The organism is Enterobacter sp. MALB-1, from assembly GCF_041021625.1.
Classification (GTDB): Bacteria; Pseudomonadota; Gammaproteobacteria; order Enterobacterales; family Enterobacteriaceae; genus Enterobacter; species Enterobacter oligotrophicus.
On the sequence record NZ_JBDPJL010000001.1, the window covers coordinates 1,911,731 to 1,926,658 of the forward strand.

Sequence of the window (14,928 nt, forward strand, 5' to 3'; positions counted from 1 at the left end):
TCAGACGCGCAGTGTAGCATAAAGGCTCCGGTGCGGTGACACCGGAGCCTTTGATATTAACGTGGCAGTGCGGTTCCCCACTCGCGCCACTCTTTCGGTTCGCTTTCCAGCAGCAGGAAGTGTTTACCCGGCTGTGCTTTTGGTGCCAGCGGTGTGCCCGGAGGCGTCGCAAAGGCGATACCACCGCGAATAAACTGGTTGAACGTACCGGTTTTCACGACGCCCCCAGTCAGGCCGAAGTCCAGTGAGTAGCCTGACGCCAGCCAGAATACGGAATTGTTCCGCACCAGATGCTGGTAACGCTCGCTGATACGCAGCCCCACCATCACGCGGTCGGACAGCGTGCCCAGCGTCAGGCCCGTTACCGTCCCCACCTCAATGCCACGGAACAGGACCGGCGTGCCGATGGCGAGGCCTCCCGCTTCCGGGACCTCCACCACAATGCTCAGGCCATCCAGATAGCGAGAGTCGGTAATCGTCGCTTCCTGAAGTTCAAAGTCACGACGGGCATTACCACGCCCAGGTTCAACGTTAATGTACGGCTGCAAAATTGTGTCGAGATGCTCAACGCCTGCGGCAGAAATTTGCGGTGTTACCACGGAGAAGCGCGAGCCTGCGCGGGCAAACGTCTGCACATATTCCGGGTAGAGCACGGCGGTGGCCTGCACTTCGTTGCGTGACGTGATTAGCGTCAGCTTCTGGATCTGCCCGATATCAATGCCGAGGTAGCGGATAGGCATCCCTTCGGACAGTTTACCCGCATCGAAAGCATGCAGGGTGATCTGTCCGCCCACGGCACGTGCCGCAGTTTCAGACGGGAAGAGAATACGCTTGTCACCCTTGCGCATATTGCCGCCCGCACCGGTCAGGTTATCGAAGCTAATCGCGCCGCGCAGCGCACGGGAGAAGGGGGACGCCTGTACGGTCAGGCCGCTGCCGTTAAGTTGCACCTTCGCGCCACCTTCAGCCCAGAACACGCTGTTTGGCGTCAGCAGCTTGCGATATTCCGGTTTGATATGCAGTTCGATATCAAACGCGTCCGCGCGTGGGCGAACGGCGATCACTTCCCCGACCTCAAACTTGCGATAGAGCACGACGGAACCGGCCTGGACATCAGGCAGCGTTTCGGCGGTTAATGTCAGCGTGGTGGTCGGCATGTCGCTCAGGCTGTTTTCAATCGCTTTGTCCAGATTGGCATACAGCGGGTAGCTTTCGCGCAGGGGGCCTTTGTTGCCCGGCAGAATGCGGACGCCACCGTTTACCCACTCGCTGGCGCTGGCCCCGAGGAACTCCACACCATCCAGCCCGACTTTCACATCGACGCGGCTGTTAACCACAAATTTACTGTCACCATGAACCAGATCGCTGTACTGCGGATCAATGGCGGCAGAGAAGGAAACACCCTTTTCCGACAGCTTGCGCTCCAGTATCTGGCCGACCTGCACGCCGTGTAAGATCAGCGGCTGACCGGCTTCAATGCCGTAACTTTCTGGCGCATTCAGCGTCACCGTTACGACGCCTGGCTTTTGCAGAAGTGCTTTGTCTGCCGGGGCGACGACAAAATTATTACTCGGCTGACCTTCACCGGGAATCAGCTCAAAGGTGCTGCCTGTGAGCAGGCTGCTGATACTGGCATCGCTCAGCGACAGCTTCGGGCTGCGCATTTCAATACGCGTTTTCTCACGCAGAAGATCGACCACGCTCGGGTCGACCGTCATCTCACCGGTAACAGAGCCGCCAGGGTTGAGCGTCATTTTGGTGAGCTGACCAACCTGTAAGCCCTGATACATCAATGGCGTTGAGCCCGCTTTTAATCCTTTTGCATCCGGCAGAGCCAGTTTGACGATCACGCCTCGCTGGCTGTGCGCCAGATCGGCATACAGTCCGAACGTATCATCGGCTTTGGCAGGGCTTGAGTTTTCCGGGGAATCAAAGGCGATAGCGCCATTAACCAGCGCCGCCAGACTCTCAAGTTTCACCTTTGCTCCGCTCAGGCTGACATCGGCGTCCACGCCAGAGACGTTCCAGAACCGGCTGCCTTTTTTCACCAGATTGGTAAAACGTCGCTCAATCAGGACATCAATGGTCACGCCCTGTTTGTTGGGATTAATGGCGTAATCGTAAACGCGGCCGACCGGGATTTTACGGTAATAAACCAGCGAGCCACTGTTCAGTGAACCTAAATCCGGTGCCTGCAGGTGGATCATCAAATCCCCGTTGTTAAGCCGGTATTTCGGCTGCGTATCCAGCGCAACGAAATGATCCTGCGGCTCACCTTTGCCCGGCATCATGCCGATATAGTTCCCGCCAACCAGCGCATCCAGCCCTGAAACGCCTGCGAGAGAGGCTTTCGGCGTCACCAGCCAGAACTGGGTTTCGCTGCGGAGCGCGTCCTGCATATCGGACTTAATGCTGGCCCGAACCTGAATTTTATTCAGCCCTTTTCCGAGCGTAATATCCTGAACCGTACCGACTTCAACGCCCTGGAAACGCACAGGCGTGCGCCCTGCGACAATACCGTCGGCAGACTGGAAATCGATGGTGATGGTACTTCCGCGATCTTCATAGCTCGTCCAGATAAGCCAGCCTGCAATCATCAGCGCGATGACAGGCAGCAACCAGAATGGCGAAATGCGGCGTTTTGTTTTAATTCTCGCTTCAGTCGGCGAAGCGGGCGTTTCCTGACTCATGTGCGTCCCAAAGTAAGCGGCTGTCCAGCCATTCCACTGCAAGAATAGTCAATATCACCGCAGAGCCGAAATAAAAAGCTGCGGGTCCCATTGTAAAAGCAAGCAACTGATCGCGATTGATGAGTGACATCATCAACGAAATCACGAACAGATCCAACATCGACCAACGACCAATCCAGGTGACGAATCGCAGGAGCAGAATACGGGTGCGTAAGCCCTGCTCGCATTTGAAGTGGATGCTGATGAGTAGCGTAAACATCACCACCACCTTGGTAAATGGCACCAGAATACTGGCGATAAAAACAATCGCCGCCACAGCCACGTTACTGTGGGCGAGGGAGATAATACCTGAAAGGATAGTATCTTCCTGGCGGCCTCCGTTCACATAAATAATGGAAATCGGCAGCATATTAGCGGGGATCAGAAATACCATTGAGGCAATCAGCGCCGCCCAGCATTTTTGCAGACTGTTGTTGCGACGTAGCCTTAACGGGATATGGCAGCGTGGACAGCGTCCACGGGCGTCAGGCAGCCCGGTGTAATGGCAGCCCAGGCAGACGCGCAGGTTTTCATCGGGCCGTGTGGCAGGGCGCTGCGGGTAAAAGCGCTCCCAAAGCTGTTCCACATTGAGGTGGATGAGCGTCAGGATGCTCAGCAGCACCAGCGAGATAAAGGCGAACAGGCCAATACCTGGCTGCAAAAAGGCGTAATCCTGGACTTTAATCGAGGCGACACCCACGCCGACGAGGTAGATGTCCAGCATCACCCACTCTTTGAGTTTATCCAGCATCAGCAGGACAGGGCGCAGGTTCATCCCCAGAATATTGCCAAACCACAGATAGGCGATGGCGGCAACCAACACCAGCGGCGCACCGACGGTGCAAAACAGCACCATCGCGGCGGTGAGCGGATCGCCCTGACGTGTCATCTGCCAGATCCCCTGCAGCACGTTGGCATCGATACGGACACCGAGAAGATAGAGCTTCAGCAGCGGCTCGCTCCACGCAAACGGCATCAGCAGCAGCATCGTCACCGCCATGGCTGCGAGTCGCGTTAAAGACCAGTCGCGTCCGTCGCGGATTTTGGCATCACAGCGAGGGCAAAAGGCACTTTGGTGCGATTTCATCTTCGGCAACATAAAAAGCGTATCGCACTGAGGGCAACGCTGATAATGTGCACGAGGCAACGATTCGCTTACCGCATGGACGGTGATCTTTCGTGTCGGCGTAATTTTGGGTGTTTTTAGAGCCATGAGTCGCGCACAGATAAGTATTGTTGAATGTTATAGTAACGCATGAATTGATTCACCTTGAGCATGAGCGCATTTAATGCTTATTTTAATAGGCAAAGCGGTAAATTTGTTAGACAACTAAGTGATTGAATAATGAACAAAACAGAATTCTACGCGGATCTTAATCGCGATTTTCAGGCATTGATGGCAGGTGAAACCAGCTTCTTAGCCACTCTGGCAAATACAAGTGCATTACTGTTTGAACGTCTCTCCGGTGTGAACTGGGCTGGTTTTTACCTTCTCGAAGGTGACACACTGGTGCTCGGGCCATTCCAGGGGAAAATCGCCTGCGTGCGTATTCCTGTAGGTCGCGGCGTGTGTGGTACTGCGGTTGCCACAAACGAGGTTCAGCGTGTAGAAGATGTTCACGCCTTTGATGGACACATTGCGTGCGATGCCTCCAGCAATTCTGAAATCGTACTGCCTCTGGTGGTAAAAAATCAGATTATTGGCGTTCTGGATATCGACAGTACAGACTTCAGTCGCTTTACAGCCGAGGACGAACAAGGGTTGCGCGAGCTGGTGGCAAATCTGGAAAATGTTCTGGCAGCAACCGATTATCAAAAATTCTTTGCGAGCGTCGCAGGATAATCAACGGATAACGTAGCATTTACTGATAGCGTCATTATAATGTCGCCTGTTCATGCCTGCGCTTGTTGGCAACGTCCGTTGTAATCAGGAAATTTCATGGAAAATCAACCTAAGTTGAATAGCAGTAAAGAAGTTATCGCATTTCTGGCCGAGCGTTTCCCACAGTGCTTCAGCGCTGAAGGTGAGGCTCGTCCCCTGAAAGTCGGTATTTTTCAGGATCTGGTCGCGCGCGTTGAGGGGGAGATGAACCTCAGCAAAACTCAGCTTCGCTCTGCCTTACGTCTTTATACTTCGAGCTGGCGTTACCTGTACGGTATTAAACCGGGCGCGACCCGTGTCGATCTCGACGGCAACCCATGTGGTGAGCTGGATGAGCAGCACGTAGAGCACGCTCGCAAGCAGCTGGAAGAAGCCAAAGCGCGCGTTCAGGCGCAACGCGCTGAACAGCAAGCGAAAAAACGCGAAGCTGCAGCGGCAAATGGCCAGGAAGACGCGCCACGTCGTGAACGTAAACCGCGTCCTGCGCAGCGTCGCAATGAGAATAACGATCGCAAACCGCGTGCTGACAAACCAGCCGCTAAAGCTCCGCGTGCGCCACGTGAGGAGCCGCGCCATACTCCGGTTTCTGACATCACTGCGCTGAGCGTAGGCCAGACACTGAAGGTCAAGGCGGGTAACAATGCGATGGACGCCACCGTACTGGAAATCACCAAAGATGGCGTTCGTGTACAGCTGACTTCTGGTATGTCAATGATTGTACGCGCAGAACACTTGTTGTTCTGAAACGGAGGCCAAGCCTGGCATGAACACTTTTTTTAAGCTCACCGCGTTAGCGGGCCTGTTTGCCATAACAGGCCATGCTTTCGCAGTGGACGATATTACGCGTGTTGACCAAATTCCGGTCTTAAAGGAAGAGACTCAGCATGCGACGGTCAGCGAGCGCGTGACGTCGCGCTTCACTCGTTCGCACTATCGTCAGTTCGATCTCGATCAGGCCTTTTCGGCCAAAATTTTCGACCGCTATCTGAACTTGCTGGATTACAGCCATAACGTGCTGCTGGCCAGCGATGTTGAACAGTTCGCCAAACGTAAAACCGAAGTGGGTGACGAACTCCGTTCCGGTAAACTTGACCTGTTTTACGATCTGTACAACCTTTCGCAAAAGCGTCGTTTTGAACGTTATCAATACGCGCTGAAAGTGCTGGAACGCCCAATGGACTTCACCGGCAACGACACCTTTAATCTGGACCGCAGCAAAGCGCCCTGGCCGAAAGATGAAGCCGAGCTGAATGCGCTGTGGGACGGAAAAGTGAAGTACGACCAACTGAGCCTCAAGCTCACCGGCAAAGATGAGAAAGAGATTCGTGACACGCTGACGCGTCGTTACAAATTTGCTATCCGTCGCCTGGCGCAGACCAACAGTGAAGATGTGTTCTCACTGGCGATGACCGCGTTTGCCCACGAAATCGATCCGCATACTAACTATCTCTCTCCGCGCAACACCGAACAGTTTAATACCGAAATGAGCCTGTCTCTGGAAGGTATCGGTGCGGTGCTGCAGATGGACGATGATTACACCGTGATCAACTCCATGGTGGCGGGTGGCCCGGCATCCAAAAGCAAAGCGATTAGCGTAGGCGATCGCATTGTGGGTGTGGGTCAAACCGGGCAGAGCATGGTTGATGTCATCGGCTGGCGTCTTGACGACGTGGTTGCGCTGATTAAAGGGCCGAAAGGCAGCAAAGTTCGCCTGGAAATTCTGCCTGCCGGTAAAGGCACCAAAACCCGTATCGTTACCCTGACCCGCGAGCGTATTCGTCTTGAAGACCGCGCGGTGAAAATGTCGGTGAAAACCGTGGGTAAAGAGAAGGTTGGCGTGCTGGATATCCCTGGCTTCTATGTTGGCCTGACCGACGATGTGAAAGTGCAACTGCAGAAACTTGAGAAGCAGAATGTCAGCAGCGTGATCATCGATTTGCGCAGTAACGGTGGTGGGGCGCTGACTGAAGCGGTTTCACTCTCTGGCCTGTTTATCCCGTCCGGCCCGGTTGTTCAGGTGCGTGATAACAACGGTAAAGTGCGTGAAGATGCCGATACCGATGGCGTGGTCTACTACAAAGGTCCGCTGGTGGTATTAGTGGATCGCTTCAGTGCTTCCGCGTCTGAAATCTTTGCTGCCGCAATGCAGGATTATGGCCGCGCGCTGATCGTGGGTGAACCGACGTTTGGTAAAGGCACCGTGCAGCAGTACCGCTCTCTGAACCGTATTTACGATCAGATGCTGCGCCCGGAATGGCCTGCGCTCGGCTCCGTGCAATACACCATTCAGAAGTTCTACCGCGTGAATGGCGGCAGTACGCAGCGTAAAGGCGTGACGCCGGACATCATGATGCCGACGGGCACCGAAGAGACGGAAACGGGTGAGAAGTTTGAAGATAACGCATTGCCGTGGGACAGCATCAATGCCGCGACATTTGTGAAGTCTGGCGACATGACCCCGTTTGGCCCTGAGTTGCTGAAAGACCATAACGAGCGCATCGCGAAAGATCCGGAATTCCAGTACATCATGAAGGACATTGCGCGTTTCAATGCCCTGAAAGAAAAACGGAATATTGTCTCTCTTAACTACGCTCAGCGTGAGAAAGAGAACAACGAAGATGACGCGACGCGTCTGGCGCGCATCAACGACCGCTTCAAACGTGAAGGTAAGCCGCTGCTCAAAAAACTGGACGATCTGCCAAAAGATTACCAGGAGCCGGACCCGTATCTTGATGAGACGGTCCACATCGCGCTCGACCTGGCGAAGCTGGAAAAAGAGAAGCCTGCCGTGCAACCGACACCGGCAAAATAACCCCCGGACAGGCACAAGAAATTGTGCCTGTTTTTTTAGTTCTGCATCCTCACGTCAACCTGAATTTCAATTGTGTAAAGTTGTGTCTTTCTGGTGACTTACGCGCCCCGAAACCTTGAAAATAGCCACAATACCCATACGATGTGGGTAATCGCATAGTGCGCTTTGTTAAACTGAGGTTAAAAGAAAATTATGATGCGAATCGCGCTCTTCCTGGCCACTAACCTGGCGGTTATGGTGGTTTTCGGGCTCGTGCTAAGCCTGACGGGAATTCAGTCGAGCAGCGTTCAGGGCCTGTTAATTATGGCGCTGCTGTTTGGTTTCGGTGGCTCCTTTGTTTCCCTGCTGATGTCAAAGTGGATGGCACTCAAATCTGTAGGGGGTGAGGTTATTGAACAGCCGCGCAACGATATGGAGCGTTGGCTGATGAACACGGTTGCGCAGCAGTCGCAGCAGGCGGGCATCGCGATGCCGCAGGTGGCGATTTACCATGCGCCGGATATTAACGCCTTTGCCACGGGTGCCCGTCGCGATGCGTCGCTGGTTGCGGTAAGTACCGGCCTGTTGCAGAACATGAGCCGTGATGAAGCCGAGGCGGTGATTGCCCACGAAATTAGCCACATCGCTAATGGCGACATGGTGACCATGACTCTCATTCAGGGCGTGGTGAATACCTTCGTTATCTTTATCTCACGTATTCTGGCGCAGATCGCGGCAGGCTTTATGGGGGGCAATCGCGACGAAGGTGAAGAGAGCAACGGTAACCCGCTGATCTATTTCGCCGTTTCGATGGTACTTGAACTGGTATTCGGTATTCTGGCAAGCATCATTACCATGTGGTTCTCCCGTCACCGTGAATTCCACGCGGATGCGGGCTCTGCAAAACTGGTTGGGCGTGAGAAGATGATTGCTGCGCTGCAGCGCCTGAAAACCAGCTACGAGCCGCAGGAAGCGAACAGCATGATGGCCTTCTGCATTAACGGTAAATCGAAATCGCTGAGTGAGTTGTTTATGTCCCACCCGCCGCTGGATAAACGTATCGAAGCGCTGCGCAGTGGTGAATACCTGAAGTAACGCGAAAGACAGAACAAAGCCGGGCAGGAGAGCACTCCGCCCGGCTTTTTTTATGCCTGCGCGCCGGGCTGCGTCACGCGAAGCCCGCTGACAATCGCGGCGACAGTCGCCAGCGTTCCGGCGGTGAACAATGCAACGTGAGTACCGTTTTGTCCGGCGAGGTTAAACATTAAGGCCACCAATGCCGCGCCGGTGCTTTGTCCCAGAAGGCGAGCTGTACCCAGCATTCCACTGGCTCCACCACTGCGATGGCGTGGGGCAGAAGTAATAATGGTGTGATTGTTTGGTGACTGAAAAAGACCGAAACCGGCACCGCACAGGATCATCCGCCAGATAATATCCAGATCGGTTGGCGAAGCGGGAAGCAATGCCAGAGCAAACAATCCTGCGGCCATCACGACCAGCCCGAGTGCGCCCAGCAGCCCGGCATGCACACGCTCAATTAAATAGCCTGCCAGCGGTGCCATCACCATCGTCGCCAGTGGCCACGGCGTTAACAGTAAACCTGTTTCCACCTCTGAACGGCCAACCACGCTTTGTAAAAAGAAGGGCAGAGAAACCAGTGCCAGCATCTGGGCGCAGAATGAACAAATTGAGGTGCAGATAGAGAGTGAAAACAGCGGGATACGTAAGAGGTCTACCGGCAACAAAGGTACAGGCAATGCCAGCTGGCGACGCACGAAGAAGAAGCCGATCGCCAGCATGGCGGCCACTTCAGCGGCAATTAAACTCAGTGACTGGCCTTGTGCAAAGCCGCTCAGCGCAGTGATAAGCAGGCCGAAAGTCAGTGCGTTCATCACTGCACTTGGCAGATCGAAACGTGGCATGGTGCTTTTAGGGCCATTAGCCGGGAGATAGCGTAGGGCAAAAACGATTGCCACAATGCCCAGCGGCACGTTGATTGCAAACAGCCACTGCCAGGAGGCGACAGAGAGAATTGCCGCCGCAATGGTAGGCCCGGCTGCCGATGAAACCGCCACAATAAACGAGTTAATCCCCATACCGCGCCCAAGATGGCGTTGCGGATAAATGAGCCGTATCAGCGCAGTATTCACGCTCATCAGGGCCGCGCCACCGAAACCCTGAGCAATACGCGCCAGCGTCAGGGTATGCAATGAATCCGAAAGCGCGCAAAAGAGTGAGGTCAGGGTAAAGACCACCAGTCCACACTGGTAGACCCGACGGTAGCCAAACATATCGCCCAGGAATGAGAGTGACAGTAGTGAAACCACAATGGCTATCTGGTACGCATTGACGATCCAGATGGAGCTGGCAGGCGAGGCATGCAGGTCGCTGGCGATGGTTGGAAGCGCGACGTTGGCAATAGCCCCGTCGAGAACCGCCATTGAAATGCCGATAATAATCGTGGCAATTGCGCCATACCGCTGCGGTAAGGGCAGGCCATCGGAAGGATTTTTTTCCATGGGAAATGAAAGACTCAAGGTGAAATTATTCTCAGAGTAACTATTTTAGCATCGTTAATTCGGTTTTATGTCGCAGATTTGTAACGAAGTAAACGCAGATTGATTGCAGGTAACATGACACGAATTTATAATAAAAACCGGTTCTGAATTTTATAAAACACTCTCCATGAGGTGATAAATGGCAATCGCAGATTTGGATAAGCAGCCAGATTCTGTTTCTTCCGTGCTGAAGGTGTTTGGCATCTTACAGGCGCTCGGAGAAGAGCGTGAAATTGGTATTACAGAGTTGTCGCAGCGTGTAATGATGTCGAAGAGCACCGTTTATCGCTTTTTGCAAACCATGAAATCGTTGGGTTATGTCGCTCAGGAAGGCGAATCGGAAAAGTATTCTCTGACGCTGAAGCTGTTTGAGCTGGGCGCGCGGGCGCTGCAAAATGTGGATCTGATCCGTAGCGCAGACATTCAGATGCGTGAACTTTCTCGTCTGACGAAAGAGACCGTCCACCTGGGGGCGCTGGATGAAGACAGTATCGTCTACATCCACAAAATTGACTCCATGTATAACCTGCGCATGTATTCCCGTATTGGTCGTCGCAACCCGCTGTACAGTACCGCGATTGGTAAAGTGCTGCTGGCATGGCGCGATCGCGAAGAGGTGAAACAGATCCTCGAAGGCGTTGAATACAAACGCAGCACCGGGCGTACCATCACCAGCACTGATGAGCTGCTGGCCGTGCTCGATAAAGTGCGTGAGCAGGGTTACGGTGAAGATAACGAAGAGCAGGAAGAAGGCCTGCGCTGTATCGGCGTGCCTGTTTTTGACCGCTTTGGCGTGGTGATTGCGGGCCTGAGCATTTCATTCCCGACACTGCGTTTCTCGGAAGAGCGTTTACATGAGTATGTCGCTATTCTGCATACTGCTGCCCGTAAAATTTCTGAGCAGATGGGTTATAACGATTATCCCTTCTAAACCTTGCTGAGAATAAAAAACGCCGCATCTGTTGCGGCGTTTTCGTGGTTACGTTGAAGCGTTAGCCGTTATCAACGACTACGGCCATTTTTCGCAGAACCGGGCAGTTCGTTAAGCCAATGATCCCACTATCCGAATGCAAATACTGTGCTGTGCTCACGCCCTGGGCTGTCAGGTACTTACACTGGATACCTAATCCTGCAGCGTTTTCGTTGCTTCCCACAAGTACACCGTATCCGGTTAACAGAAGGCCAATCCATAAAATGGCCAGTACAATAATGGTACGAATGATAAACTTCATCATTGCCTCTTTATCTTTGTTGTCATGTGCTAAGCGTAAACGGTTCACCCTGTGAAACAAGTGCATGATTCCGAAAAGAGTTTGATAGGGTTACAGTTAGCCCTTGTTTAAGATAACCGTGATAACCTGGTCGCATCAGGTCATAAGACGGAGTGTGGAGTGAAAAAAATACGCTGGGTAATTCTGGTTATCGTGTTGATTGCATGTGTGGTGCTCTGGACACAGACGATCAATGTGATGTGCGATCAGGATGTACAGTTTTTTAGTGGCATTTGTGCAATCAATAAGTTTATCCCGTGGTAGAACGCATTTTTTCTTAAGGTGATTTCCTTCCTTCGCGCCAGTGGTAAAATAGCTGTTTTTATCGAGGTGGTGAAATGGGTGAGTTACTGAATTCGGGGCTGCTAAGCATCGCATCCCTGGCGATCGCATTGGTGATCCTGGTGGTGGGTCTGGTGTTGTGGTTTTTCGTTAACCGCGCCAGTTCTCGCACGAACGAGCAAATTGAACTGTTAGAAGCGCTACTCGATCAGCAGAAACGCCAGAACGCGCTGCTGCGTCGCCTGTGTGAAGCCAACGAGCCAGAAAAAGAAGCACCGAAAGAAGCGGTTGTTGAAAATAAAGACGACGAAGACGATTTCATTCGCCTGGTGGCAGAACGTTAATCTGTCATATGCGGGAGGCGGCCTGGCCATGTCAGGGTAAAACCCTCCCGTGATCGCGAACAAAAAACTGCCATGCCTTATCGCGCTAAAACCGTATGTTCCGGGTTCATGCGTCCCACGCAAATGTAGTATCAGTTAATAATTCATTCAGGATACTGAAAACTGGCGAATATTTATCCTTATCGCTCAGGCACCATTAAGTTGCATATATTCTGTATTTGAACCTATCAACACCGGGTTTATTTTTATCGAAACGTTTTGCTTGCCTTCTTTTGAGGCAGAGTCATAAAAATTTCATTATTTTAGTGCAAAAGATGTTTATTAAACGGTGAAAATTAATACAGCCAGTGCGACACCGTTAACCCCGTATTTTTCTTGTAACATTCCCGACGTGTTACAAAGATTTCAGCATAAGTTTTCACAATTTGTTCTAACTCAATCATTGCGTTGAGAAAACTTTAACCGGGATCTGGACGCTTTAAAATGATTGAGCTATGGTAAAAATGTCTTAGATTACAGCGGTTGCGAATGCAGTCGTAAGGCAGTTAAAACTGGAAAGCCTCCTTTAGCAACACGCATAATTGTGCAGAACGTTGCAGGGAAGCCCCAGAATTTGTGCGGCGGATCGAGACACGTTTAAAAATGGCTTGCCATATTAAACGTTGTATGTGATAACACGTTTTGGGTCAAACGAGGTACAGTTCTGTTTATGTGTGGCATTTTCAGTAAAGAAGTCCTGAGTAAACACGTTGTCGTTGAATACCGCTTCTCTGCCGAACCTTATATTAGTGCCTCATGCAGTAATGTCTCAGTTTTATCTAAGTCAATGCCCGCGGGCTAAGAAAACACTCTAAGGAATTTTGCAAATGGCAAAGATTAAAGGTCAAGTTAAGTGGTTCAACGAGTCTAAAGGTTTTGGTTTCATTACTCCTGCTGACGGTAGCAAAGACGTGTTCGTACACTTCTCTGCAATCCAGGGTAACGGCTTCAAAACTCTGGCTGAAGGCCAGAACGTTGAGTTCGAAATTCAGGACGGCCAGAAAGGCCCAGCTGCAGTTAACGTAACTGCTATCTGATCGAACCACTGCTGACTGAAGTGCTTATGCGCTTCGATCTCAGACATGAAGCCTCGCATCGTGCGGGGCTTTTTTATTGCTTTATCTTTCAAAATATTACGTTTGCCTCTCTTGTTAGTAACTTGTTGCAAAGCTACGAGGTTATTAGCATTGTTTTCGCTCCCTTCAGATGTTTTTTCCCGTTAAATCAGGCCGTTGTTTAACAGTCCTGGGGTTCAGGTGAAAAAGAAAACGATAATGACCACCGGAAATTTCACTCCGGCGCGTTTTGCTCTACTCTGTCTTGCCATCTTTTGTAGTCTCGCTTTCCTGTTAGGCCGCGTGGCCTGGCTGCAAATCATCAAACCAGACAACCTGGTAAAACAGGAAGATATGCGCTCTTTGCGTGAAGTCGCGATTGATGCCCCGCGTGGCATGATCGTTGACCGCGAAGGCCGACCGCTTGCCGTGAGCGTGCCGGTCAGAGCTGTCTGGGCAGACCCGAAAACGGTACTGGCAAAAGGGGGCGTAGGGTTTGATGACCGCTGGCAGGCGCTGGCGAATGCTCTGCATCTCTCTCTGGGTACGCTGGCGTCCCGGATTAACAGTAATCCAAAGGGGCGATTTATCTATCTTGCGCGCCAGGTGGACCCTTCTCAGGCGCAGTGGATCGACAAGCTGAATCTGCCAGGTATTAATCTGCGCGATGAGTCTCGACGCTTTTATCCGGCGGGTCACGTGGCGGCTAACCTGATTGGTTTCACCAACATTGATGGTCAGGGTATTGAAGGCGTCGAGAAGAGTTTTAATACACAACTTACCGGTAAGGCCGGCGTCAGGCAGGTGAGGGAGGACCGCTACGGACATGTGGTCGAAAATCTGACGGAAGTGGCTCCTGTGCCTGCGCATAATATTCAACTGAGCATCGATGAGCGCCTGCAAACTATTACCGAAGATGCACTGGATAACGCGGTGGCCTGGAATAAAGCCGAGTCAGGTGCTTCAGTGCTGATTAACGTGCAAACGGGCGAAATTCTCGCGATGGCGAGTTTCCCGGACTTCAACCCAAACAACCGGGAGGGTGCGACGTTAGATGATTTTCGCAACCGTGCGATCAGCGACACCTTCGAGCCCGGCTCCACCGTTAAGCCCCTGGTGCTGATGACGGCGCTGCAGCAGGGGCTGGTACAGCCAGACAGCGTAATCGACACCCGACCCTATATGCTTGATGGTCACCGCATCCGTGATGTGGGTTACTATCCGGAGCTGACGATGACCGGTATTCTGCAAAAATCGAGCGATACGGGTGTCTCACGTCTATCTCTGGCGATGCCCATCCAGCGGTTACTGGATACCTATAAGAATTTTGGCTTTGGCACGAGCACCGGGCTTGGCTTAACGGGCGAGAGTGCCGGGCTATTGCCACAACGTAAATTCTGGAGCCAGCTCGATCGCGCCACGTTTGCCTTTGGCTATGGTTTGATGGTGACGCCGCTGCAGCTGGCGCATGTTTACGCCACCATCGGGAGCTACGGTCTTGAGCGCCCTCTGTCGATCACCCGTATCGATCCTCCTGTAATGGGCCACAGGGTAATGCCTGAAGAGATCGCCCACGAGGTGGAACATATGATGGAGAGCGTTGCGCTTCCAGGCGGTGGGGGCATTAAAGCGGCTGTGCGTGATTACCGCGTGGCGGTAAAAACCGGCACGGCGAAAAAAATCGACGATAGGGGGCAGTACGTTGATAAATATGTGGCCTATACCGCAGGCGTTGCGCCCGCCAGCGATCCGCGTTTTGCGCTGGTGGTGGTAATAAACGATCCACAAAACGGGGCATATTACGGCGGGGCGGTTTCTGCACCGGTTTTCAGCGAGATCATGGGTAACGTTCTGCGGCTGGAAAACGTGAAACCGGACGGCCTGGCGGCAGATTCTGAACATCTCATCGTCATGCGTTAACCCAGCCGTTTATAACCCTGGCGAATAACGGTACACTTTCGCCCTTTGAAGAATGCC

The 14,928-nt window shown here is 52.5% G+C and carries 13 protein-coding genes and 1 pseudogene; 10 read left to right on the top strand and 4 right to left on the bottom strand.

Annotated elements, in window-relative coordinates; genetic code table 11:
- Window positions 1-56: 56 nt before the first annotated feature.
- Window positions 57-2,690 (bottom strand): PqiB family protein, encoded by a 2,634-nt coding sequence (locus tag ABGB15_RS09120; RefSeq protein ID WP_152081398.1) that lies wholly within the window; start codon window positions 2,688-2,690, stop codon window positions 57-59.
- Window positions 2,659-3,942 carry a membrane integrity lipid transport subunit YebS gene (gene yebS, locus ABGB15_RS09125; RefSeq protein WP_152081397.1) on the bottom strand — a complete coding sequence of 428 codons (1,284 nt, stop codon included), beginning with the start codon at window positions 3,940-3,942 and terminating at the stop codon, window positions 2,659-2,661. Before yebS ends, ABGB15_RS09120 begins: the two co-directional genes overlap by 32 nt.
- A gap of 132 nt (window positions 3,943-4,074) precedes the next feature.
- On the opposite strand from yebS, the gene ABGB15_RS09130 reads away from it, so the two are divergent.
- The 4 genes from ABGB15_RS09130 (at window position 4,075) to htpX (ending at window position 8,497) form a co-directional block, all read left to right on the top strand.
- Window positions 4,075-4,572: a GAF domain-containing protein gene (locus ABGB15_RS09130; RefSeq protein WP_152081396.1), complete on the top strand. Its 498-nt coding sequence runs from the start codon at window positions 4,075-4,077 to the stop codon at window positions 4,570-4,572.
- Window positions 4,573-4,668: 96 nt separating this feature from the next.
- Window positions 4,669-5,355, top strand: coding sequence for an RNA chaperone ProQ (proQ, locus tag ABGB15_RS09135; RefSeq protein WP_152081395.1), 687 nt, complete (start codon window positions 4,669-4,671; stop codon window positions 5,353-5,355).
- A gap of 19 nt (window positions 5,356-5,374) precedes the next feature.
- The gene (gene prc / locus ABGB15_RS09140) at window positions 5,375-7,423 is read left to right on the top strand and encodes a carboxy terminal-processing peptidase (RefSeq protein ID WP_152081394.1); all 2,049 of its coding nucleotides are present in this window, start codon (window positions 5,375-5,377) and stop codon (window positions 7,421-7,423) included.
- Between the two features lie 192 nt (window positions 7,424-7,615).
- Entirely contained in the window at window positions 7,616-8,497 is an 882-nt protein-coding gene (htpX, locus tag ABGB15_RS09145) for a protease HtpX (RefSeq protein WP_152081393.1), read from the top strand.
- A gap of 50 nt (window positions 8,498-8,547) precedes the next feature.
- On the opposite strand, the gene ABGB15_RS09150 is transcribed toward htpX, so the two are convergent.
- Complete coding sequence (locus ABGB15_RS09150; protein ID WP_313326310.1) at window positions 8,548-9,921, bottom strand: MFS transporter; 1,374 nt, start codon at window positions 9,919-9,921, stop codon at window positions 8,548-8,550.
- Between the two features lie 178 nt (window positions 9,922-10,099).
- Here ABGB15_RS09150 and kdgR point away from each other — a divergent pair, with 178 nt between their 5' ends.
- Window positions 10,100-10,891 carry a DNA-binding transcriptional regulator KdgR gene (kdgR, locus tag ABGB15_RS09155; protein WP_152081391.1) on the top strand — a complete coding sequence of 264 codons (792 nt, stop codon included), beginning with the start codon at window positions 10,100-10,102 and terminating at the stop codon, window positions 10,889-10,891.
- Between the two features lie 61 nt (window positions 10,892-10,952).
- Here kdgR and ABGB15_RS09160 read toward each other — a convergent pair whose 3' ends face one another.
- Window positions 10,953-11,192, bottom strand: a complete 240-nt coding sequence (locus ABGB15_RS09160; RefSeq protein ID WP_152084387.1) for a YobH family protein — start codon at window positions 11,190-11,192, stop codon at window positions 10,953-10,955.
- A 159-nt stretch (window positions 11,193-11,351) separates the two neighbouring features.
- On the opposite strand from ABGB15_RS09160, the gene mgrB reads away from it, so the two are divergent.
- The 5 genes and pseudogenes from mgrB (at window position 11,352) to ftsI (ending at window position 14,871) form a co-directional block, all read left to right on the top strand.
- The gene (gene mgrB / locus ABGB15_RS09165) at window positions 11,352-11,495 is read left to right on the top strand and encodes a PhoP/PhoQ regulator MgrB (protein ID WP_152081390.1); all 144 of its coding nucleotides are present in this window, start codon (window positions 11,352-11,354) and stop codon (window positions 11,493-11,495) included.
- A 74-nt stretch (window positions 11,496-11,569) separates the two neighbouring features.
- Window positions 11,570-11,857 carry a YebO family protein gene (locus ABGB15_RS09170; protein ID WP_152081389.1) on the top strand — a complete coding sequence of 96 codons (288 nt, stop codon included), beginning with the start codon at window positions 11,570-11,572 and terminating at the stop codon, window positions 11,855-11,857.
- A gap of 709 nt (window positions 11,858-12,566) precedes the next feature.
- Window positions 12,567-12,711 (top strand): annotated as a pseudogene (locus tag ABGB15_RS09175) (DUF2627 domain-containing protein).
- Window positions 12,712-12,723: 12 nt separating this feature from the next.
- Window positions 12,724-12,933, top strand: coding sequence for a transcription antiterminator/RNA stability regulator CspE (gene cspE / locus ABGB15_RS09180; protein ID WP_001062678.1), 210 nt, complete (start codon window positions 12,724-12,726; stop codon window positions 12,931-12,933).
- Between the two features lie 219 nt (window positions 12,934-13,152).
- A complete protein-coding gene (gene ftsI / locus ABGB15_RS09185; RefSeq protein WP_215722220.1) occupies window positions 13,153-14,871 on the top strand; it encodes a peptidoglycan glycosyltransferase FtsI in 1,719 nt (572 codons plus the stop codon).
- The last annotated feature ends 57 nt before the right edge of the window (window positions 14,872-14,928 follow it).